At 63.1% G+C, this 22,688-nt stretch carries 20 protein-coding genes; 17 read left to right on the forward strand and 3 right to left on the reverse strand.

Annotation, left to right across the window (positions count from 1 at the left end; genetic code table 11):
* The first annotated feature begins 163 nt into the window (after positions 1–163).
* Positions 164–988 carry a sulfite exporter TauE/SafE family protein gene (locus tag BP38_RS0107890; protein ID WP_211250264.1) on the forward strand — a complete coding sequence of 275 codons (825 nt, stop codon included), beginning with the start codon at positions 164–166 and terminating at the stop codon, positions 986–988.
* A 50-nt stretch (positions 989–1,038) separates the two neighbouring features.
* On the forward strand, positions 1,039–1,953 hold the full coding sequence (locus tag BP38_RS21690) for a VOC family protein (protein WP_051609117.1): 915 nt from the start codon (positions 1,039–1,041) through the stop codon (positions 1,951–1,953).
* Here BP38_RS21690 and BP38_RS0107900 read toward each other — a convergent pair.
* Positions 1,932–3,899 (reverse strand): TRAP transporter permease, encoded by a 1,968-nt coding sequence (locus BP38_RS0107900; RefSeq protein WP_026987284.1) that lies wholly within the window; start codon positions 3,897–3,899, stop codon positions 1,932–1,934. The two genes, BP38_RS21690 and BP38_RS0107900, sit on opposite strands and share 22 nt — an antisense overlap.
* A 40-nt stretch (positions 3,900–3,939) precedes the next feature.
* Complete coding sequence (locus BP38_RS0107905; RefSeq protein WP_026987285.1) at positions 3,940–4,962, reverse strand: TAXI family TRAP transporter solute-binding subunit; 1,023 nt, start codon at positions 4,960–4,962, stop codon at positions 3,940–3,942.
* A 202-nt stretch (positions 4,963–5,164) separates the two neighbouring features.
* Here BP38_RS0107905 and BP38_RS0107915 point away from each other — a divergent pair, with 202 nt between their 5' ends.
* From BP38_RS0107915 to BP38_RS0107985, 15 genes are all read left to right on the forward strand, one after another.
* Positions 5,165–6,997, forward strand: a complete 1,833-nt coding sequence (locus BP38_RS0107915; RefSeq protein WP_026987286.1) for a gamma-glutamyltransferase family protein — start codon at positions 5,165–5,167, stop codon at positions 6,995–6,997.
* Positions 6,998–7,037: 40 nt separating this feature from the next.
* Complete coding sequence (locus BP38_RS0107920) at positions 7,038–7,820, forward strand: SDR family oxidoreductase (RefSeq protein ID WP_026987287.1); 783 nt, start codon at positions 7,038–7,040, stop codon at positions 7,818–7,820.
* A 52-nt stretch (positions 7,821–7,872) separates the two neighbouring features.
* Positions 7,873–9,519 carry a thiamine pyrophosphate-binding protein gene (locus BP38_RS19670; RefSeq protein ID WP_035724339.1) on the forward strand — a complete coding sequence of 549 codons (1,647 nt, stop codon included), beginning with the start codon at positions 7,873–7,875 and terminating at the stop codon, positions 9,517–9,519.
* A 128-nt stretch (positions 9,520–9,647) separates the two neighbouring features.
* A complete protein-coding gene (locus BP38_RS0107930) occupies positions 9,648–10,316 on the forward strand; it encodes a GntR family transcriptional regulator (protein WP_026987288.1) in 669 nt (222 codons plus the stop codon).
* Positions 10,317–10,495: 179 nt separating this feature from the next.
* On the forward strand, positions 10,496–11,899 hold the full coding sequence (gene tcuA, locus BP38_RS0107935; protein ID WP_026987289.1) for an FAD-dependent tricarballylate dehydrogenase TcuA: 1,404 nt from the start codon (positions 10,496–10,498) through the stop codon (positions 11,897–11,899).
* Positions 11,889–12,995, forward strand: a complete 1,107-nt coding sequence (gene tcuB, locus BP38_RS0107940) for a tricarballylate utilization 4Fe-4S protein TcuB (protein ID WP_026987290.1) — start codon at positions 11,889–11,891, stop codon at positions 12,993–12,995. The genes tcuA and tcuB overlap by 11 nt, the downstream gene beginning before the upstream one ends.
* 112 nt (positions 12,996–13,107) lie before the next feature.
* Positions 13,108–13,989: an NAD(P)-dependent oxidoreductase gene (locus BP38_RS0107945; protein ID WP_026987291.1), complete on the forward strand. Its 882-nt coding sequence runs from the start codon at positions 13,108–13,110 to the stop codon at positions 13,987–13,989.
* 117 nt (positions 13,990–14,106) lie between these two features.
* On the forward strand, positions 14,107–14,514 hold the full coding sequence (locus BP38_RS0107950; protein WP_026987292.1) for a hypothetical protein: 408 nt from the start codon (positions 14,107–14,109) through the stop codon (positions 14,512–14,514).
* Complete coding sequence (locus BP38_RS0107955) at positions 14,511–15,386, forward strand: alpha/beta fold hydrolase (protein ID WP_026987293.1); 876 nt, start codon at positions 14,511–14,513, stop codon at positions 15,384–15,386. Before BP38_RS0107950 ends, BP38_RS0107955 begins: the two co-directional genes overlap by 4 nt.
* A gap of 43 nt (positions 15,387–15,429) precedes the next feature.
* Positions 15,430–16,608: an ABC transporter substrate-binding protein gene (locus tag BP38_RS0107960; protein ID WP_026987294.1), complete on the forward strand. Its 1,179-nt coding sequence runs from the start codon at positions 15,430–15,432 to the stop codon at positions 16,606–16,608.
* A 69-nt stretch (positions 16,609–16,677) separates the two neighbouring features.
* Positions 16,678–17,541 carry a branched-chain amino acid ABC transporter permease gene (locus tag BP38_RS0107965; protein WP_022728693.1) on the forward strand — a complete coding sequence of 288 codons (864 nt, stop codon included), beginning with the start codon at positions 16,678–16,680 and terminating at the stop codon, positions 17,539–17,541.
* 3 nt (positions 17,542–17,544) lie between these two features.
* Positions 17,545–18,525: a branched-chain amino acid ABC transporter permease gene (locus BP38_RS0107970; protein WP_026987295.1), complete on the forward strand. Its 981-nt coding sequence runs from the start codon at positions 17,545–17,547 to the stop codon at positions 18,523–18,525.
* Entirely contained in the window at positions 18,522–19,304 is a 783-nt protein-coding gene (locus BP38_RS0107975) for an ABC transporter ATP-binding protein (RefSeq protein ID WP_026987296.1), read from the forward strand. The genes BP38_RS0107970 and BP38_RS0107975 overlap by 4 nt, the downstream gene beginning before the upstream one ends.
* A complete protein-coding gene (locus BP38_RS0107980; protein WP_026987297.1) occupies positions 19,288–20,001 on the forward strand; it encodes an ABC transporter ATP-binding protein in 714 nt (237 codons plus the stop codon). Before BP38_RS0107975 ends, BP38_RS0107980 begins: the two co-directional genes overlap by 17 nt.
* A 14-nt stretch (positions 20,002–20,015) precedes the next feature.
* Positions 20,016–21,506: an aldehyde dehydrogenase gene (locus BP38_RS0107985; protein ID WP_081816560.1), complete on the forward strand. Its 1,491-nt coding sequence runs from the start codon at positions 20,016–20,018 to the stop codon at positions 21,504–21,506.
* 27 nt (positions 21,507–21,533) lie between these two features.
* Here the strand turns inward: BP38_RS0107985 and BP38_RS19675 are convergent, their stop codons facing one another.
* The gene (locus BP38_RS19675; protein WP_035724250.1) at positions 21,534–22,292 is read right to left on the reverse strand and encodes an IclR family transcriptional regulator; all 759 of its coding nucleotides are present in this window, start codon (positions 22,290–22,292) and stop codon (positions 21,534–21,536) included.
* Positions 22,293–22,688: the final 396 nt, after the last annotated feature.

Consider the following 22,688-nt stretch of genomic DNA (forward strand, 5'->3'; position numbering starts at 1 on the left):
GAGTCGCCCCGTTGATACAGGTGCTTGACCTAAGGGGGCGCGCGCCCAGAATGGCATGCCATTTGAGGCTGAAGGGAAATCCGTGATCCGGCTGGTCAGATAGATTATGCCTGTTCGGCATGCTGACCTGAAGATCAAAAAACGACCCCGGAGACACTCAGTCTTGGAAGCCAACTTGATGGATTTCACCTACCTGATCGCCGCATTGGCCGCTGCCGGCGTGGCGGCGGGTATGCTGGCCGGGCTGCTGGGTGTTGGCGGCGGAATCGTCATCGTGCCCGTCCTGTTCAGCAGTCTGTTGCTGGTCGGGGTGGATCCCGCTATCTGCATGCATATTGCCGTGGGTACATCCCTGATGACCATTGTCGCGACCTCGCTGTCCTCGGCCCGGGCGCATCATCGAAAGGGCGCCATCGACTGGACGCTGGCGAAGCGCTGGGCCCTGGCCATCGCCCTGGGTGCGGTGGCCGGCGGCCTGATTGCGCGTTTCCTGGACAGCCAGGAGCTGTCCCTGTTCTTCGCGATCGTGGCCATGACGGTTGCCATCTACCTGACGGTGCGCAAGGAAGGCACGCAGCTCTTTTCCGGCCTGCCCAGGGGGGTAAAGGCGCAACCGATTCCGCTGCTGATCGGTTTTGTTTCCTCGCTGATCGGCATCGGCGGTGGAACCTTCACGGTGCCGGTGCTGAGTTCCTGCGGCTACCCGGTGCGCAATGCCGTGGCCACCTCGTCCTTCTTCGGCCTGCTGATCAGCCTGCCGGGCGCGCTGACCTTCATGGCCTCCGGCTGGGGCGATCCGCGGCTTCCGCCTTTCTCACTGGGTTACGTCAGCCTGATGGGTTTTGTCATCATTGCGCCGCTGACAACCCTGGCCGCTCCCTGGGGTGCGCGGTTGGCACATGCCGTCTCGCCCAATATCCTGCGCCGCCTGTTTGCTGTTTTCCTGGCGCTCACGGCCATCAAGATGGGCTATAGCGCCTTGGCCTGAGTAGCGTCACTGCATCCCTTGTCCCGTTAATCGGAAAGGACGCCTGCCTCATGACCCAGCTGCCCGCCCGCGACCAGATCTTCCTGGATCACGTTGCCCATTTCGTGCCCTCTCTGGAGGATGCCGGCGCCGCCATGGAGGCGGCCGGTTTCCTGTTGACGCCCTTCACGCGACAGCAGAATCGCACACCCGATGGCATGGTGCCCTCAGGCATGGCCAACCGCTGCATCATGCTGGACGAGGGCTATATCGAACTGCTGACAGCGGTGAGCGAAACCGACTTGTCGCGGCAGTTCGAACAGGCCGTGGAGCGCTATGTGGGCCTGCATCTGATTGCGCTGGCCTGCGGTTCCGCCGAGGCGGCGCATGCCCACCTGGAACGCGAGGGCTTTGCGCCGAATGCGCCGATCAACCTGACTCGCCCGGTCGAAGGGGCAGAGGGCGAGGAGATGGAGGCCCGTTTCACGGTCCTGCGTGTGAAACCAGGCACCATGCCCGAGGGGCGGATCCAGGTCCTCGAGCATCATACCGAGGAGGCCGTCTGGCAGCCGCGCTTCAAGGCGCATGACAATGCCGTGCGTTCGCTCAAGGCCGTGTTGTTGGTGGTCGATGACCCCCAGGAAGCCGCCGTTCGCTTCGGCCGCTTCTGTGGCCGACCCTCCGAAGCCTGCGGTGAGGGGAAGTTCCTTTTGGAGCTGGATCGGGGAAGCTGTGTCTTTCTCAGCGCTGCTGCGGCCGAAGAGCAGTTGCCCTGGCTCAGTCAGGGTCTCCAGACGCCCTGGATGGCCGTTCAGGCACTTGGCTCCAGTGATCTTTCCAGAACGGTCGAGCGCTTTTCGGCCGCCGGCTTTACCGCCGTTGCCGGATCAGCCGAGAGCGGCGAGGTCACTTTCCGCTTGCCAGCGGCCCTGGGCGGCTACCTGACGGTGGTCGCCCAAGGGTCTCAGCCTTCCTGGGCGGCTTGACGGCGTCGGCTGGCAAGCCAGAGCCAGGCGGTCAGCGCAGCAAAGATTGCAAGGCCGGCAATCGACGCCCAGAGGCTGGGGTGCAGCAGTCCCCCTGCGGCGGGCAGCAGAAGCAGTCGTTCGAGCAGGTGCAGCCGGCGGAACAGGAAGCCTTCCAGCATCACGTTGAGGGCGATCACTCCGAACAGGGCCATGGCGGAAACCACCAGGGCATCCAGGACGTTGGCATCTATGCCAAGGATTTCGGGATGGACCGCGAAGAGGAAGGGCAGCACGAATCCGGGCAAGCCCAGCCGCACGGCCATGAAGCTGGTTCGGAAGAAGCTGCCGTCCGCGATCTTCGAGGTCACCAGGCAGCAGATGGCCACCGGGGGTGTGATCGCCGAGATGTTGGCGAAGAAGAAGACGAAGAAGTGGGCTGCCAGCAGCGGCACGCCGAGTTCGACCAGGGCCGGCGCGCCCATCAGGGCGACCAGGATATAGGAGGCCGAGGTCGGCAGGCCGAGCCCGAAGGCGATGCAGGCCAGGGCCGCTACGATCAGTAACAGGGCCAGGTCTCCGCCCGCCAGCTCCAGCATCCAGAAGGACAGCTTCTGGGCGAAACCGGTGACGGTGAGGACCTCCACCAGCACGCCGATCACCGCGACGACGATGCCGATCTGGGCGCCCCGCAGGGCCGCATCATAGGCGGTGCGCGCGCCGAGCTTGATGATGTTGACGATGATGTTGGCCAGGCCACGCCAGTGGAAGGCGAGTTCGCGCAGAACATAGAGCCCCAGCAGGATGCCGGCTGCGTGCAGGGAGACGCGCCCCGGCAGGTTGGTGATCAGCAGCATCGTGATCAGGTAGGCGATGGCGATGAAGAAGTGGGCATTCCACAGGCAGGTGCGCCACATGGAATGCTCCACCTCCAGTTCCTTCTGCATGGTCTCGTCGGCCGAGGCATCCAGGTCGAACTTCACGGCACGCAGGTGCACCGCGAACATCAGGTAGAGGTAGTAGATCAGTGCCGGGAAGGCGGCGGCGATGATGATTTCGCCATAGGGGATGCCGGTCAGTCCGACGATCAGGAAGGCGGCCAGGCCCATCATCGGCGGCGTGATCTGTCCGCCGGTGGAGGAGACCGCCTCTACGGCGCCCGCGAACTCCGGCTTGAAGCCGACTCGCTTCATCAGCGGTATGGTCAGCGCACCGGTGGAAGCGGCGTTGGCCACGCTGGAGCCCGAGACCATGCCCATCATGCCCGAGGAGATGATGGCAATCTGCGCCGGTCCAGCGCGGGTCTTTCCGCCGATACGGAAGGCCACCTGCATGATGAAGTCGATGCAGCCGGTCATCTTCATGGCAGCGGCCAGCACCATGAAGGGGAAGATCGTTCCGGCCGAAAGCTCGGCCAGGCTGCCCAGCAGGCCGCTGAAGTAGGGAATCGAGGTATAGCCGATCAGGCGCTTGAGCGTGATGCCGCCATGATAGAGCAGGCCCTGGGGCAGGAGATCTCCGAAATAGCCGTAGAGCAGGCCCACGACGGCGATCGCGCTGACCACCCAGCCCCACTCGCGCAGCGAGGCATAGAGACATATGCCCAGGAAAACCCAGGCGACAAGCATGTCGGTGCTGTTGGGCAGAAAGGAGCGCTGGCTGGTCAGCGCATGATGTTCGGTGAAGATGTAGAAGATCGCCGCCGCTGCCACGATGGTGAGCAGCAGGTGGACAATCTTCGAAACCGCGCTTTTCGTATGCGCGGCGGCAAAGAGGAAGATCAGGGCCGCAGCCCCACCCACATGCGCGATCTTGAACTGGCCGGACGGCAGTGTGTAGGTGAGCACCTGCACCACATGCGTCAGCACGAAGACAATCGCGGCCAGGCCGAAGAGCAGCGTGATACGCGGGTCGCCGGCATCCTCATCCGTGAAGATGCCGGCGAGACGCTGAAAGGGTCCTTTCATGTAGGGTCCTGCGGTCCTGTTTCCTTGAGCGAGAGCGTTATTATTCCGCTTCGGTCATGGAGTCGGACCAGAGGTCGTTCTCCTTGTAGTACTTGGCAGCCCCCTTGTGGATGGGGAAGCCGTCCACGAGGTACTGGGCGCCGAATTCCAGGTTGATGTCCTTGAACTGGACACCCAGGTCCTGGACCGCATCAGTGTTCTCGAAGATGGCCTGCATGATTTCGTAACCCACCTCCTCGGAGACATCCGGAGAAGCGGCAAGCACGCCGGAGAAGGAAGCCCCCTGGATATCCTCGTCGATACCTTCGGCGGAGCCGGCCGGGATCGTGCCGAACATGATGCCCGGGTTCAGTTCCTTCGCCTTTTCCATGACCTCGTCCGGAATCGGCAGGATGCGGACCTCTGTGGTCGAGGCCAACTCGGAAAGGATCGGTGACGGACGACCGTTGGTCAGCAGCGAGGGGATGCAGTCCACGGAATCGCCGCGCAGGGCATCGTAGCTTTCACGCCAGGAGCCGTAGGTCCACTCGATATCGTCCAGGATGCCGGCGGCCTCGAAGAGGACACCCCACATGGTGGCCGTGGAGCTGCCGGCCGGAGAGGGCATGCAGCGGCGTCCGCGCAGGTCCTCGAGGGTCTGGATGTCGCTGTCGGCCCGTACCATGGGCGTGCAGTTGAACAGAGTGTAAGCGAACATCTGGTGGACCGTGATGGGCTCCGGATAGGGGTCGTTCCCTTCGAAGGCCGGCTGCCAGTCGGTGGAGGTCGTCTGGCCCATCTGGATAACGCCCTCATGGAACAGCTGCATGTTCTCCGTGCCGCCACTGGTGGACATGGAGGCGTTCTCGATGTCGGTGTTGCGGTTTACCGTGTTGGCCAGGCCTTCGATGATGACATAGCCGGTCGAGCCCTGGGAGGACGACCCCCACTGCAGGCTCTGCTGGGCGAACACGCTGGTGGTGTGCAGGCCGAGGCTGCCGGCGGCAGCGCCAGCAGCGCCGAGGCGCAGCGCATCGCGGCGGGAAAGCTCGGAAAGATTAAATCGGTTGGATTGGCGTGACATATCTAGTCTCCCTATTATTGTGGATATACTTGTCTGTATACAGGAAATTATGCAGCATGAAGAGCCGGACGCAAGCCAAAATGCCGAAGAGCATACCCCCGAATCTTCCCTCGAAGCCAGTCTGGAAAAGGTCGCCTAAAGCCAAGGGCTGTTCCAGACTGAATGCCAATTCAACAATAACGAGACGAGAGAGTACAGAGCAATGACACGGCCAGGAGACTTCACGACGCGTCCGGAACTGCGCGGCACCTTCGGTGTTGCCGGCTCCACGCACTGGACAGCCACAGCCGTGGCCATGGGAATTCTGGAACGTGGCGGCAATGCCTTCGATGCGGCAGCGGCCGGGGGATTTGTGCTGCAGGTGGTGGAACCGCACCTGAATGGCCCTGGCGGCGAGGTGCCGATCCTGACTTATTCCGCCAGCCGGGATAAAATCGAAGTCGTCTGCGGCCAGGGAACGGCGCCGGCGGCGGCTTCGGCGAAGGGCTTTCGCGACATGGGCCTGGATCTGGTGCCCGGCACCGGCCTGTTGCCGGCCTGCGTGCCCGGGGCCTTCGGAGCCTGGCTGCGGATGTTGGCCGATCATGGGACTCTGCCGCTGCGCGAGGTCCTGGAGCCGGCCATTTTCTATGCCGAACACGGCTTTCCGCTGGTGTCCAAGATCGTCAATGCACTGCGCGCCGTGGAGCCGCTGTTCCGCAATGACTGGCCGAGTTCGGCGGAGGTTTACCTCTCGTCCAGCGGCCATCCGAAGGAAGGCGACCTGTTTCGCAACCCGGGCCTGGCGGCCACCTACCGTCGGATCGTGGAGGAGGCGGAAGCGGGCGGCGGCAGTCGCGATGCACAGCTGGAGGCCGCGCGCCGCTGCTGGTACGAGGGCTTCGTGGCCGAGGCCATCGACAGCTTCTATCGCACCCAGGAGCTGAAGGATTCCACCGGCGAGCGCCACTCTGGACTGCTGACCGGCCAGGACATGGCCAGCTGGCAGGCCACGGTGGAGGCGCCGGCGACCTATGACTACCACGGCCTGACGGTGGCCAAGTGCGGCCCCTGGAGCCAGGGGCCCTTCATGCTGCAGCAGCTGGCCCTGCTGCGCGATCTGCCGCTGGGCGAGATGCCACCGGATGGACCGGACTTCATTCACAATGTGGTCGAGGCGGCCAAGCTGGCCTTTGCCGATCGCGAGGCCTGGTACGGCGATTCGGCCGAGGTGCCGCTGGATACCCTGTTGTCGGATACCTACAACGACGAGAGGCGCAAGCTGATGGGCGACAGGGCCTCCGAGGAGTTACGTCCCGGTGCGCCGGACGGGCGCCAGCCGATCCTGCCCGACTACGAGCTGGCCAGCGAGAACAGCATCGACGTGAACGCCATGCTGGGTGTGGGCGAGCCCACGGTCTCGAAGGCCGGCGAGGAGGAAACCGACAGCAATGGCGCCCTGCGCGGCGATACCTGCCACATCGACGTCATCGATCGCTGGGGCAACATGGTGGCGGCCACGCCCAGCGGCGGCTGGTTCCAGTCAAGTCCTGTCGTGCCGGAGCTGGGTTTCTCGATTTCCACCCGCGCACAGATGTTCTGGCTGCAGGACGGGCTGCCCAGCACGCTGATGGGCGGCAAACGTCCGCGCACCACCTTGACCCCCTCCATGGCGCTCAAGCATGGCAAGCCCTATCTGGCCTGGGGGACGCCGGGTGGTGATCAGCAGGACCAGTGGTCGCTCAGCTTCCTGCTGCGCCATCTGCATCATGGCTACAACCTGCAGGAAGCCATCGATGCGCCCTCCTTCCACAGCGAGCATCCGCCCAGTTCCTTCTGGCCGCGCCTGGCCAAGCCGAACGTTCTGCTGGTCGAAGGGCGCATGCCGAAGGCCACCGTGGAGGAGCTGAAGCGGCGTGGGCACGATGTAAGCGTGGGCGAGGACTGGTCCGAGGGGCGGCTTTCGGCCTGCTCCCAGGAAACGCGCAATGGCATGCGCTATCTGCGCGCCGGGGCCAATCCCCGCGGCATGCAGGGTTATGCTGCCGGTCGTTGAGGCCCCTGCAAAACAGACGAATTACGCAAAGGAGCAGACAATGGATTTGGGACTGAAGGACAAGCGCGCCCTGGTGTTCGCCTCGACCAAGGGGCTGGGCCGCGCCATTGCCACCGCCTTGGCGGCGGAGGGGGCGCAGGTCGTCGTCTCCGGGCGTTCCGACACGGAAAAGGTGGCCCGCGAGATTGCCGCCGAGACCGGCGCAGAGGTCACGGGGTTCGCCTGTGACCTGCACGAACGCAGCCAGGTGGATGCCCTGATCGACCAGGCCGAGCAGGTCATGGGCGGGATTGATGTGCTGGTGCTCAATGGCGGCGGCCCGCCGCCAAAGCCGGCGCTCGGCGTCGAGGATTCGGAATGGACGCTGTGGTTCGAGCGCATGGTGGGCAACCTGATCCATGCCGCCACGCGCTGCCTGCCGGCGATGCAGGAGCGCGGCTGGGGACGGCTGTTGACCGTGGCCTCCTCGGCGGCCGTGCAGCCGGTGCCCAACATGGCACTTTCCAACAGCCTGCGTGCCTCGCTGCTGGCCTGGAACAAGACGCTCTCGTCCGAAGTCGCGGCCGATGGCGTGACCTGTAACGTAATCCTGCCCGGGCGCATTGATACCGACCGGGTGGCGCAGCTGGATGCCGCTCGATCCGAACGGGAGAAGCGCCCCCTGGAAGAGGTGCAGAAGTCCATCCTGACCGAAATTCCGGCGCGCCGCTATGGCCAGCCCAAGGAGTTCGGCGAGGTCGCGGCCTTCCTCTGTTCCGAACGTGCAAGCTTTGTCACCGGCACCACTCAGCGCGTCGATGGCGGCCAGATCCGGGCCATCTGAGCCTGGGCCTGTCATCCTGCCACATCCACAAGATCAGAACGAAACGGATTCCATGAAGACAGTTGGACAGCTTGCCGTCGACTCCCTGGCCGCCCAGGGGGTCGATCGCCTTTTCTGTGTACCGGGGGAAAGTTACCTGGGCCTGATGGAGGCCCTGCACGGGCACAAGCAGATCGATACGGTGGTCTGCCGCCACGAGTCCGGGGCCGGCTTCATGGCGCTGGCCGATGCGCGTCTGACCGGGCGGCCCGGCGTGGCCTGCGTCAGCCGTGGTCCCGGGGCCTGCAATGCGGCCATTGCCGTGCATACCGCCCAGCAGGACGGCGTGCCCTTCATCCTGTTCGTGGGGCAAGTGGCCAAGGATGACGTGCGCCGCGATTCCTTCCAGGAAATCGACTACGGCCAGATGTTCGGGCGCATCGCCAAGTGGACGGCCGAAGTGACCGATCCGAAGCGCATGGCCGAGACCCTGCTGCGCGCTTTCCAGGTTGCCACGACCGGCCTGCCGGGCCCGGTGGTGATCGCCGTTCCGGAGGACGTGCTGACGGCACAGGTGGAGGCCGACACGGTTCAGCCGCAGGCCCTTGTACAGGCCGCGCCGGATGCCGCCGCACTGGCGCAGTTGCGGGACTGGCTGGCCGAGGCGGAACGGCCGTTGCTGCTGGCCGGCAGCGGCCTGGAGAACGAGGCCGGACGCAGGGCCTTGAAGGACCTGGCGGAGGCCTGGAACCTGCCGGTCCTGGTCTCCTTCCGGCGTCAGGACCTGTTTCCCAACGATCATCCGCTCTATGCCGGGGACATGGGCCTGTCCAATCCACCCAGCCAGCTGGAGCTGCTGCGGCAGTCGGATCTGCTGGTCACGCTGGGCGCACGCTTGTCCGACATCACCAGCCAGGGCTTCTCCTTCCCGCAGATGGTACGTCCGGAAATGCGGCTGGTGCACGTGCACGCCGACCCGGATGTGATCGGGGTTCACTTCGGCGCCGACCTGGCGCTGGCCTGCGATCCCGTAGGTTGTGCCGAGGCATTGGGACAGCCGGATTCGGCCCCGCCGGCGCGCCAGGACTGGCTGTCCGCCCTGGCTAGCGAACGGGCGAAGATCCAGGCTGTCACGGACAAGGAGCAGCCGGACGGCATCGCCTTTGCCCGGGTGGTGGAGAGCGTGGGCGCGCATCTGGCCGAGGACGCCATCGTGACGGTGGACGCCGGCAGCTTCGGGGCGCCGATCTATCGCGCCATTCCCTTCAAGCCGCCGCAGCGCCTGCTGGCCCCGATCTCGGGCGCCATGGGCTTTGGCGTGCCGGCCGCCGTGGCGGCGGGTCTGCGCGCGCCGGAGCGCCCCGTCGTCTGCTTCGTCGGGGACGGCGGGTTCCTGATGACCGGCAGCGAGCTGGCCGTGGCGCTGGAACGCAAGCTGCCGCTGAAGGTGATCCTGGCGGAGAACAAGGTCTATGGCTCGATCCTGCTGCACCAGGAGCGGGACTATCCCGGCCACTGGACCGGCACCACCTTCACCAACCCGGACCTGGAGGCCATTGGTGGTGCCTATGGCTGTGAGGTCACGCGCCTGGAGAACCTATCCGATCTGGATCGCCTACCTGAGCTGATCGCCCGGCCCGGGCCCCAGTTCATCGTGGTGACCAGCAGTGTGGAAGCCCTGTTGGCGCCGGTGAGGACAGGCGGAAAGCACGAGGGGTAGCCCCTTCCGCCAGCCAATGGCTCAAAGCGCTTGGCAAGGTTTGCGTCTGCCGGGCAGACTGCAGGCTGGTGCGTCGTCCCGAGCCAGGGCGGCCGCGATTGGGTGCAGAGTGAACGGAACCGGATGACATGGAGAACAGCAATCAGGTCTCCCGTAGCGAGGCGGCCTACCAGAAGCTGAAGGATGCTATCAAGAAAGGCGGCATGGCGCCCGGCACCCGGGTGCGGGAGGTCGAGATCGCCGAGCGTTTCGGGATCAGCCGGACGCCGGCCCGTGAGGCGATTCGCCGTCTCGAGTCCGAAGGCCTTATCTCCATCGAGCCGCACAATGGAGCTGTCGTTTCCAAGCTGGATCATCAGCAGACCATGGAGCTATACGACATGCGCGAGGTCCTGGAGGGCACGGCCGCCAGCTTTGCGGCGCGTCACGCCTCCACGGCCGAGTTGGAGGAACTGGAGGACCTCATCGCTTCGGAAACCGAGGTGGCGGAAGACCCCGACCAGCTGGCCAATCTCAACCGCCTGATCCATTCCGCGATCTACCGCGCCGCACACAACCGTTTCCTGGAGAAATCCCTTCTGGGTCTGCGCGATTCCATGGCCTTGCTGGGTGGCACGACCCTGAAGGTCGAAGGGCGTTTCGAAGCCGCGCACGCGGAGCATCTCGCCATACTTCAAGCCATTCAGAACCGTGACGAGACCAGGGCCGACCAGGCCGCCCGCGCCCATATCCGCAATGCCCAGCGCATGCGCCTCAAGCTGATGCGCCAGGACCTGGTGCTGGGCGAAGAGGAATAGGGCCTCACCCAGCGCTTCTTCGCGACCTCAACAGTTCTCATGCTTTCCGCTGTGGCGGTGCAGTCTCGGGGCGCAGTCTCGGGCACTGCAGGGCCGGGTTTGACTCTCAATGAATGCATTCGTATACACTAGAATTCATTAGTAATCGCTTCCGCCATCCACCAGTCAGAGGTAACCAGATGTCCGAGGTCGAATCTCTTTCCCGGCAGGACTGGGATGTCGTTGTCGTGGGCGGTGGCAATGCTGCGCTCTGTGCCGCCATCGAAGCGGCCGAGGCCGGGTGTCGTGTGCTGATCCTGGAAGGGGCTCCCGAGCCCTATCGTGGAGGCAATTCTCGGCACACCCGCAACTTTCGCTGCATGCACAAGGGGCCTCTGTCCGTGCTGACGGACAGCTATGGCGAAGATGAGTATTTCGATGACCTGATGCTGGTCACCAAGGGCGAGACGGATGAGGATCTGGCGCGCCTGGCGATCCGGTCCTCGGAGGACTGCCTGCCCTGGATGGAGGCGCATGGGGTACGTTTCCAGCCCTCCTTGTCCGGTACATTGTCCCTCAGCCGCACGAACGCCTTTTTCCTGGGCGGCGGCAAGGCGTTGGTTAATGCCTACTACAACACAGCCGAGGATCTTGGGGTGTCTGTGGCCTATGAAGCCCAGGTGAAGCACGTCGAGGTGCGTGACGGCCGCTTCGAGGCCGTGCAGGCGGAGATCGCCGGCGCGCCCTGCCGCATCCGCGGGCGAGCCGTCATTCTGGCCTCTGGCGGGTTTCAGGCGGATATCGACTGGCTGGCCCGAGCCTGGGGCCCGTCGGCGCGGAACTTCCTGATTCGGGGGACACCCTATAACAGGGGTGTCGTTCTCAACGACATGCTTGAGCAAGGCGCGGAAAGCGTGGGCGATCCCACCCAGTGCCATGCCGTGGCCATCGACGGCCGTGCGCCCAAGTTCGACGGTGGCATCGTCACGCGCCTGGACTGCGTGCCTTTCTCCATCGTGGTGAACCGCGAGGGCGAGCGCTTCTATGACGAGGGCGAGGACGTCTGGCCCAAGCGCTATGCCATCTGGGGACGCCTGGTGGCGGCGCAGCCCGACCAGGTTGCCTATTCCATTATCGATTCCAGGTCCATCGACCTCTTCATGCCCTCGGTCTTCAAGCCCGACCAGGCCGATAGCATCGAGGAGCTGGCCGAGAAGCTGGAACTGCCGCCGGACAAGCTGAAAGAGACCGTGGTGCACTTCAATGCGGCCTGCAGGGAAGGGGATTTCTACCCGACCGAGCTGGACGGGCTTGCCACACAGGGGATTTCACCGGCCAAGACCAACTGGGCGCGGCCGATCAGTGAGCCGCCCTTCTATGGCTATGCCCTGCGGCCCGGCGTGACCTTTACCTACCTGGGGCTGAAGGTGGACAGGACGGCCCGGGTCTCGGATGCCCAGGGGCGGTACGACAACATCTGGGCTGCCGGCGAGATCATGGCAGGCTCGATCCTGGGGCAGGGGTACCTGGCCGGCTTCGGCATGACCATCGGAACCGTCTTCGGGCGCATCGCGGGGCAGGAGGCCGCAGCTCATGTCAATTAATATCGTACAGGGGGTGGAGACCGACCAGGAAACGGAGGCGATCCAGGAAGCCCGGCGTCAGGTCGAGATCTGCAACGCCTGTCGCTATTGCGAGGGCTATTGCTCGGTCTTTCCCGCCATTACACGTAAGCGCCTCTTTGCCGAGGGGGACCTGACGCAGCTGGCGAATCTCTGCCACAACTGCCGTGGCTGCTATTACGCCTGCCAGTACACCGAGCCGCACGAGTTCGCGCTCAACATACCCAAGATTCTGGCCGAGGTGCGCAGCGAAAGCTGGGAGACCTTTGCCTGGCCTGGTGGACTGGCGCGCCGCTTCCAGGAAAGTGGCGTGACCATGGCCTTGCTGCTGACCGCAGGGCTCGCTCTTTTCTTTGCTCTGATTCAGTTCCTGCAACCCGAGAGTGGCCGAGGTTTCTATGCCTATCTTTCCCACGGCCTGATGGTCGCGCTTTTCGCGCCGGCATTCCTGCTGCCGCTTGCAACGATTGCGATCAGCCTGAGGCGTTACTGGCGTTCAGTGGGCGGCGCAAGGGTGCGCTTATCGCAGCTGAAGACCGCGTTCCTGGATGCAGCGCAGCTGCGGAATCTTTCCGGCGGCCAGGGGCAGGGCTGTAACTTCGAGCAGGGTACGCGCTACACGGATCGACGGCGTTGGTTGCATCAGGCTGTCCTCTACGGGTTTCTGCTGTGTTTTGCATCCACCTCCTCAGCCACCCTGATGCACTATGTGATGGGCTGGGAGGCGCCCTACGGCTTCTTCACGCCACCCAAGCTGCTGGGCGTGCCCGGCGGTATCCTGTTGATGATCGGCACGGCCGGGCTTGCCTGGCTAAAGCTGCGTGCAGCGCCGGAGCTGGGGGCCGTGCGCGTTTGGGGGGGCGAGATGGCCTTCGTCCTACTGCTGTTCCTGGTGGCAGCCACCGGGCTGGCGCTCTATGCGGCGAGTGGAACGGCGGCCGTTTCCCCCCTGCTGGCAATCCACCTGGGAGCGGTGCTGACCTTCTTCCTGCTGATGCCCTACTCGAAGATGGTGCATGGCTTCTACAGGTTGGCGGCGCTGGTGCGCGATGCACAGCAGAAAGAAAGTACCCAATAAAGGAAGAGCCGCCCGGTTTTGCCCCTGGGATCATGGTAGGGTGTTGCGCTCAGTAGAATAGTGTTCTATTCCTGAGACTCTATCATATCTTATCGAACAAGGAGCAGGTGGAATGGCACAGGCGCGTATCGGCTTTATCGGCCTCGGAGTGATGGGGGAGCCGATTTGCCGAAACATCATGGTCGGATCAGGTCAGCCCTTTACCGTCTTTGATCTGGCAGATGCGCCGCTGCAACGTATGGCCGGCCATGGGGCGAAGGTTGCTGCCAGCGTCCGTGAGGTCGTTGAAAACAGCGACATCGTTTTCCTGTCCCTTCCGGGCGGCCCGGAGGTGGAGCAGATCGTCCTGGGCGAGGACGGCGTGCTGGAAAACGGGCGCGAGGGCCAGCGTGTCATCGACCTTTCCACGACACCGGTGGACCTTACGCGGGACCTGGCAAACAAGCTGGCGGAAAAGGGTCTGCGCTTTGCCGATGCGCCGGTGGCCCGGACGCGGCAGGCGGCCGAGGACGGTACGCTGAGCATCATGGTGGGAAGCGACCAGGCCCTGTTCGAGGAGATCCGCCCCTATCTGGCGCATACTGCCTCGGAAGTTACGCATTGCGGCGCCGTGGGCTGCGGACAGGTGGTCAAGATACTGAACAACATGGTGCTCTTCGAGACCGTGGTGGCACTGGCCGAGGCCCTCAATATCGGCGAGGCGGCAGGGGTGGAACGCACGACCCTGTTCGAAACGCTCTCGAAGGGTTCGGCAGACAGCTTTGCCCTGCGCAATCACGGCATGAAAGCCATGCTGCCGGACAACTTCCCGCAAGGCGCCTTTCCGACCGATTACGCTATCAAGGACTGCAGCTATGCCCTGTCGCTTGCTGCGCATGTGGACATGAAAGCACCCGGTGCCAGTCATGCGCTGTCCATGCTGAGAACCGCCAGCGAGGCGGGATTTGGCAAGGAGTACTTCCCGGTTCTCACTCGCGTGACTGGAAAGGCTTGAGGCACGAACCGACTGGTGCACCCAAGCGGCTATCCGAAAAACGGGTTGCATTCCCGTTCAGAATGCGGTCTATTTAACAGAATAAAGTTCTGACTAACGGAACACACGGGGGAGGACATGCCCGAGAACCCACAAGCGCTGTGCAAGCAGGCGCTTGTCTCGATACCCGAGCGGTTGGGGAAGGACGCGCACCTGCAATGGCAGGGACGGCGCCTGACCTGCTGTTTCCTGGTGGGAGTCGACGAGACACCGTTCTATTTCGACGTTGAGCAGGGGCGCATTGTCGCCGTGACTCAAGGGCCGATCCTTATGCGGTCCTGGGACTTTGCCCTGAAAGCGCCGGCCGACGCCTGGCTCGGCTATTGGGCGGCTGTCCCGAAACCCTGGTATCACGACCTCCTGGCGCTCTCGAAGGCCGGCAAGCTGACCATCGAGGGCAACCTCCACCCCCTCATGTCCAATCTGCAGTACATCAAGGACCTGCTCGCCCTGCCGCGCGGATCCGTGCCGGGGGGTGAGTCATGACGCCTTATATTGAACCCGTTGTCGGGCGTTACCTGAACCTGGACATCGATGGCCGCCAGCAGCGGCTCTATTACGAGGAGGCGGGCGAGGGGATACCCCTGCTATGCCTGCATACGGCCGGTGCAGATGGCCGGCAGTTTCGCGCGCTGGTGAACGACGAGGAGGTGACCCGGAACTTCCGTGTCATCGCCTTCGACCTGCCCTGGCACGGCAAGTCAAGTCCACCAGCAGGATATCACAAAGAGGAATACCGCCTGACGCGGGAGTTCTACGTCAAGACGATCCTGGCTGTCAGCGAGGCTTTAGGGCTGGATCGCCCCGTTGCCATGGGCTGTTCCATCGGCGGGCGCATCGTCCTGAACCTGGCAGCGGACCATCCTGAGCACTTCCGGGCCCTGATCGGCCTGCAGTCTGCGGATCACCAGACACCCTGGTACGATACCGACTGGTTGCACCGCAGCGATGTGCACGGTGGCGAGGTCTGTGCCGCCCTGGTTTCCGGCTTGATCGCGCCCGGCGGCTCCGAGGCCGACCGCCACGAGACGCTCTGGCATTACCTGTCCAGCGGTCCCGGCATATTCAAGGGCGACCTGTACTTCTACCGGGTCGACGGCGATCTGCGTGAGGTGACGCCGCGCATCGATACGGCGCGCTGTCCGCTGTACCTGCTTACCGGCGAGTACGATTTCTCCTGTACGCCAGAGGATACGAGGCGTACAGCCGAGCGGATTCCCGGCGCCCGCGTGACCATCATGGAGAAGCTGGGTCACTTCCCGATGAGCGAAAACCCAGAACAGTTCCGGCAGTACCTTATGCCCGTACTGCAGGAAATTCGTGCCGGTGCAGTTAATCAGACTGATGCCGGTTCGTGAGTGTGAGAAGACCCGATAATCAATTCCTGGGAGGAAACTGAAAATGAAGTTCAAGAGTACATTGGCACTGGCCGTGGGTGCGGCCATTGCGTTCTCCGCACCACCGACCGTGGCGCAGGAGAACAAGACCCTCAAGGTAGGTGCTTTGGTGACCCTGTCCGGTGCTGGCGCCAGCTGGGGCCGCGGCATGCTGGAGGCGACGGAGCTTGCCGCAAGCAAGTACAACGAGGCCGGCGGCATCGAGGTTGGTGGCGAAACCTATGACATAGAGGTCATCGCCTACGACGACAGCTACAAGGCCAACGAGGCCGTGTCGGCTGCCAACCGACTCGTCTACGACGACGAGGTGAAGTACATCATCGGCACGGTTGGCTCCGCACCGATCCTGGCGATTCAGCCGATCACCGAGAAGGAGGGTGTCATTACCATGACGCTCGGCTTCACCAGTGAAGCGCTGTCTCCGGAGAAGCCCTATACCTTCCGTCCGAACCTGACGACGGCCGAGGTCGCTCAGCCGCAGATCGACTGGGTCGTGGAAAGCCAGGGGATCGAGACGGTCGGCGCGCTGTTCCCGAACGACGAAACCGGTGAGCAGATTGCCAAGGACGTTTCCGCCTCTTATGAGCGCGCCGGGGCCGAGATGTCTGCCATCGAGTTCTTCGAGCGTGACCAGGTGGATTTCGTGCCTTTGCTGACCCGGATCATGTCCGAGGGCGTGGACGCCATTGAACTGGACGGCAACTCGCCGGAGACGGCCGGCCAGATCGTTCAGCAGGCCCGTGACATCGGCTTCGAGGGTGCCATCATCCGCACGGGCGGGCCGGCCACGGCCGAGATTGTCAACGTGGCCGGTGCCGAGGCTGCGGAAGGCATGTTCGTCCATGCGGGACTGGATCCAAGCAAGGACTCCGTGAATGCCTACATCACGGAGTACGAGGAAACCTTCGAGCACTCCATGAACGGCTTCAGTCCCTTCTTCTACGATGGTGCGAACATGCTGTTCCAGGCCATGCAGGAGGCCGGTACCGTCGAGGACACCGACGCCGTCCGCAAGGCACTGGAAAGCATCGAATCCTACGAGGGTGTGCTGGGTGAACTGTCCTGGACGGGCGAGGATCGCTACGGCATCGCCCATCAGATCGACGCCCCTTTCTATGTCGCGCAGGTGCGTGACGGGAAGGAAGAGATCGTTGCGACCTGTGACATCGAGGGCTGCGAGTAAGTCCCGGTCTTGGTGAAACCGGCCACCGGGTGACGTCCACCCGGTGGCCCTTTGCAAGGGCGTGCCACCGTGAGTTTCCTGATTATCCAATCCCTGGTGAACGGGGTCATCCTGGGGTTGCTCTACCTCCTGATGGCGATCGGATTCACCCTGGTTTTCGGCATCATGCGCGTGGTGAACTTCGCGCATGGCGAGTTCTACATGCTGGGGGCTTTTGCGGCCTATTTCGCCTTCGCGGTGGCCGGCCTGCCCTATCCCGTCGCCGTGGCGGGTGCCTTCGGCGGCGCAATCGTGCTGGGGGCAATCATCGAGCGCGTGGTCTTCAGGCCATTCCGGGGAGATGAACTGTCGGGCATGATCGCCTCGATCGGCCTGGCATTGATCCTGCAGAACCTGGCGCTGATCGCCTTCGGCCCGGATCCTCTGTCCATGCCCAGCCTGGTGTCCGGCGCCTACAACTGGGGCGGCATCATCCTGCCCAAGTCCCGGGTAGTGGTGATTCTCGGCTCCATGGTGATTCTGGCCATCTTCTATTACTTTCTCATGCACACCCGGACCGGACGTGCGCTGAGGGCTCTGGTCCAGGACCGCGAAATCGCGGCTGCCTATGGCGTACGCGTGGAGTTGATGTATCCGCTCGGCCTCGCCCTTGGCGCCGCGCTGGCAGCCATGGCCGGCGCCTTCATGGCGCCGCTGTTCGGGGTTTCTCCCTTCGTTGGCGGTACGCCGCTGCTCAAAGCCTTTATCGTCGTGATCCTGGGCGGATTGGGCAGCATCCCGGGCGCCGTGATTGCCAGCATGCTGCTGGGATTGATCGAAAGCACCACCAGCACCTTCTTTGGTGCCTCGACGGCGGATATCGTGGTCTTCGCACTCGTCATCGCCGTGCTCCTGGTGCGCCCATCGGGCCTGCTTGGTCACAAGGAGGCCTGACCCATGGAAAAAAGCACAGCACAGACAGGCGTGACGCAGGCATCCTTCTGGACAGTGGGGCGGGGCGCGTTTGCGCTGGCCCTGCTGGCCGCTGCCCTGTTCCCTGTGATCAGCGGCAGCACCTTTCATTTCCACATCGCCATCATGATCTGCCTGGCCATCATCGCGACGATGGGCCTGGGCGTCATCGCACGTGTCGGGCAGCTGTCGCTCTGTCACGGGGCCTTCGTCGGTGTCGGCGCTTACACCTCCATGCTGATGGTGATGCGCCTCGAACTGCCTTTCATGGCGGGCGTTGTCGCGGCGGTGGTCGTTACCTCACTGGTGGCTGCCCTGATCGGAGGGCCACTGCTGCGTCTGCGCGGGGTCTACTTCGTGCTGATCACCTTCGCACTGAACGAGCTGTTCCGCCTGGTTATGCTGGAGTTTCCGGGCCTGTCGGGTGGCTCCAGCGGGATCGCCAACATTCCTGCAGCCAGTTTTGGCAGCCTGGTGCTGGACGAAAAGGCCACCTTCTATCCCCTGGCCCTGATCTCGGCTGTCCTGGTGGTGGCCCTGGTGGCGCTGGTGGATCGCAGCATGATCGGGCGGCGTTTTTCGGCCGTGGAGGAAAACATTACCCTGGCTGAATCGACCGGGATCGCCACGGCCCGGACTCAGAACCTGGCCTTCATTATCGGCAGTGGCATTGCCGGTTTCGCCGGGGCCCTGATGGCGCATTACATTGGGTTCCTCTCTCCGGAAACCTTCCACTTCGAGCTTTCGGTCTCCTACATCATCATGCTGGTGGTTGGTGGACGTCTGGCACTCTGGGGCCCGGTTGTCGGGGCGCTGATCCTGACACCGCTACCGGAATTCCTGCGTGGTGCCATGGAATTCCAGCACGTTTTCTATGGCGTGGCCCTGATCGTTATCCTGAGTTTCCTGCCCAATGGGCTGGTGTCGCTTCCCGATAGGCTTGCAAGGTTGGGAGGTCGGAAATGACAACACCTATCCTTTCCGTCCAGGGCCTGACCAAGCGTTTCGGCGGTCTGGTGGCATTGTCGGATGTTACCTTCGAAGTGCCGCCCGGCCATATCACCGGACTGATTGGCCCGAACGGGGCCGGCAAGAGCACGGCCTTCAACCTTATCAGTGGAACACTTCCAGCCACCTCGGGGCAGGTCGCTTTCCAGGGTGAGACCATAACCGGAATGTCGCCGCACAGGGTTGTCGAGAAGGGCCTGGTACGCACCTTCCAGGCGGCCACGATCTTTCCGCGTTCGAGTGTTCTCGACAATGTCATCCGGGGCGCATTGGTCCGTCATACCGTTGGCTTCTGGCCTCAGCTCTTCATGACTGCCGCTGCGCGCAAGGAACTTGCACATGCCAGGATGGAAGCCGAAGCGATCCTGGAAAGCATGGGCCTGACCCAGCTGAGGGATGCCAAGGCTGGGACCCTGGCCTACGGCCACCAGAAACGCCTGGGTGTGGCGATCGGTCTGGCGACGCAACCGCGGCTGCTGCTGTTGGATGAGCCGGCCGCCGGGCTCAATCCCGAGGAGGTCGACACCTTCAGTCGAATTCTGGGGCAGGTCCACAAGAGCTATGACCTGACCTTGTTGGTGGTGGAGCATCACATGCGATTGATCATGGAGATCTGCGACAAGGTCGTGGTGCTGGACCATGGCACGAAGTTGACCGAGGGCACACCGGCCGAAGTTCAGAACAATCCGAAAGTCATCGAGGCCTATCTTGGGAAAGAAGATGCTGGGACAGCTTGAGGTTAGCAACCTGATCGTACGTTACGGTCCCGTCGAGGCCGTACGTGACTTGTCCTTTTCCGCCGACGCGGGCCAGATCGTGGCCCTTATTGGCGCCAACGGGGCTGGAAAGAGCACAACACTGAAAGCCATCATGGGACTCTGTGAGCGCCTGCAGGGCAGTGTGCGCGTGGACGGAGAGGACGTGCGTTCCCGGCCCGGGGCGGCTCTTGCGCATGGTGTCGCCTTGTCCCCGGAAGGCCGGCGTATGTTCGCGCGCATGACCGTGCAGGACAATCTGTTGATGGGAGCCTATTCCGGCCAGGGTCAGCGCCCGCAGAAGGAGGTTCTGGAGCAGGTCTACCAGTACTTTCCGCGCCTGAAGGAACGCCGCAAGCAGATGGCGGGTTCGCTCTCCGGAGGCGAGCAGCAGATGGCGGCCATCGGTCGCGCTCTGATGGCCCAGCCGCGCATCCTGATGCTGGACGAACCCTCTCTTGGCATCGCGCCCATCATTGTTGCCGACATCGCGCGGATTATTCACGAGATCAACAAGGACACAGGCGTGACCGTGATTCTGGTCGAGCAGAATGCGCAGATGGCACTGCAGCTTGCCTCTCGCGGTTACGTGTTGGAAAGCGGCCAGATCGAGCTTTCGGGCACAGGGGAAGAGCTGCTGGCCAACCCGGACGTCCGCAAAGCTTATCTTGGAACTTGATGGATAACGACAGAATGACTGTGAAAACAGCGCAACCAGATGCGGTGCGTATCGAACTGGGCCGCGGCGAGATCTATCCCCTGTTGTTGGCCGGCCGCTTCGTGGCAGGCGAAGCCACGCACATGGAAGTGATCAATCCTGCCAATGGCCGTGGTATTGGGCGGGTGGCAACAGCCTCTCAAGGCCAGATCGACAAAGCCATAGTTAACGGCCGCAAAGCGGCGCTGGCACCGAATGGCTGGGCAACGCGCCTGCCCCATGAACGGGCGGCAGTCCTTTATGCCATCGCTGATGACATTACCAGGAATGTGGACCGCATTGCCGAACTGCAGATGTACGAGAACGGCAAGACACGAAAGGAATCGCGCGGTCAGGCGCTGAGTGCGGCCGGGACTTTCCGTTACTACGCCGGGGTTTGCGAAAGCCTGGGTGAGGAGATGCCGCCGGCGCGCGGAGACTATTTCAACATCACGGTGCACGAGCCTTTGGGCGTGGTGGCCGCACTGACCCCCTGGAACTCGCCGCTGACCATGGCGGCACAGAAGATCGCGCCAGCACTGGCTGCCGGCAATGCCGTAGTTTTGAAGCCTGCCGAGTCCACTTCACTCGTCACTTTGGCATTGGCCGATTGCTGCGTGGCAGCCGGCCTACCCGAAGGCTTGCTGAGCGTTCTGTTGGGCGGCCGCGAGGTCGGCGAGGGTCTGGTCAGCCACCCGCGGGTGGACTGCATTTCCTTCACAGGCGGGACCGAAACAGGCCAGGCCATTGCGCGCAACGTGGCCGATCGGCTGATACCGTTGATTCTGGAATTGGGGGGAAAGTCCCCGCACATCGTCTTTGCCGATGCGGACCTGCCGGCGGCAGCAAAGGCCGTGGCCTCGGGCATCTTCGGCGGAACGGGCCAGTCTTGTGTGGCCGGTTCACGCCTTTTCGTCGAGGCATCTGCGGAGGATGAATTTCGCGAACTGCTGATCGCCGAGGCAGAGAAGATGGTGGTTGCGCCGCCGGACACACCAGAAGCGGTTATTGGCCCCTTGGCTTCCTTCGCCCAACGCGACCGGGTGGAGTCCTATGTGGAGCTGGGCCTGGAAGAAGGCGCAAGGGTGAGTTTCGGAGGCAAGCGCCCGGAGGGGCCGAAGTACGCCGAGGGAGCCTACTACCTGCCCACCATCTTGGAGGGCCTGAACAACAGGGCGCGCGTTGCCCAGGAGGAAATCTTCGGTCCGGTTCTCTGCATGATCCCTTTTACTGACGAGCAGGACCTGGTTGCCCAGGCCAATGACAGCGCCTATGGACTGGCCAGTGGCATCTGGACCGGTGACTACAAGCGCGCCTGGCGGGTGGCCCGTGGCCTCGAGGCCGGAACCGTGTGGATCAACACCTACAAGCAGCTGAGCATCGCCGCGCCCTTCGGCGGCTTCAAGCTGAGCGGTCTGGGTCGCGAGAAGGGCATCCAGGGCGTGCGCAGCTATCAGCAGAGCAAGTCCATCTACTGGGGTCTGTGAGAGGAAGGAATCTGCCTGGCTTTCGGTTCAGGCCGCGACCTGGGGGTAGCGGCCTCCGAGGGATTCGGTGATCTCCTGCACCGCCTCCATCAGAAGGGGACGCATCCGGGCGACATTCTCCTCGGTGAAGCGCTCGCGAGGGCCCGACATGGACAGGGAGCCGACAAGACCGCCGTCGGCCCCGAAGACCGGTGCTGCGATGCCGGCGCAACTGGCGTCGCGCTCGCCCAGGGAAAGGGCATGGTGTTGGGCGCGGATGCGCTCGGACTCTTCATCCGTCTGCCCCTCGAAAGCCAGGATGACCTTGCCCGCTGCGCCGCGGTCGAGGGGCAGAATGTCGCCCACATGCACACGATCGAGGGTCGAGTGATTGGAATTCTGCCGGAAGAGGCACAGCCGGTTATGGGCGTCGTGGCGGATATGGAAAGAGGGGCTCTCGGTCCCGTTTTCCACCAGACGCTGGAAGATCGGCAGTACGTGTTCGCGCAGGGGATTGCGCCGCTCGTAGGCCATGCCCATGCGGTAGACCGTGGGGCCAAGGGCATAGCGCGTCTCCAGGATGCGTACGACATAGCCGTAGGCATGCAGCGTTTCAATCAGGCGCAGAATTGTGCTTTTGTAGAGACCGGTTTTACGGGAAAGGTCCGAGAGGGTCAAAGGCTCGGGTTCGCTCTCCAGCGCGGACAGGATCGACAGGGCGCGATCAACGGCGGCCACACCCTTTTGAGGGGCTTCGCGCTCTTCACTCTCTGTGCTGCTGTCCTTCCGTGCTGATGTCTTGTTCATAAGTTATTCCCGTAATGCCACAAGGGATTCGAAAAAAGACAAGCGCAACGTCCCGCTTCCCTCCTGGATTGGCGCGACAGGCCTGTTGCATGGAAGGGCGCCAAAGAGAGCGATCCTTGCTGTTACGCTAGCAGAAACAGAATGTGCGTTCTAGCAAATAGAATGCACTACACAGTCCTTCTCCTATACCTGGACTGGTATTGCTTGATGGGATGACGGCACCTTATTCCTGATCACCTGATTGTAGAATCTCTTGTCGATCATGGGAATGACATGGAGCAGGCTTATAGTTTCGGTGACTCTGCGCCTTTCAGGGCCCGGTCGGTGTATCTGCATGGCAGGAATGAAGAATCCGCCCGACCGGGAGCCTCCATCAGTCTATAGGGTGTATGCCCT

The organism is Fodinicurvata fenggangensis DSM 21160, from assembly GCF_000686045.1.
GTDB classification, from domain to species: Bacteria; Pseudomonadota; Alphaproteobacteria; order Kiloniellales; family DSM-21159; genus Fodinicurvata; species Fodinicurvata fenggangensis.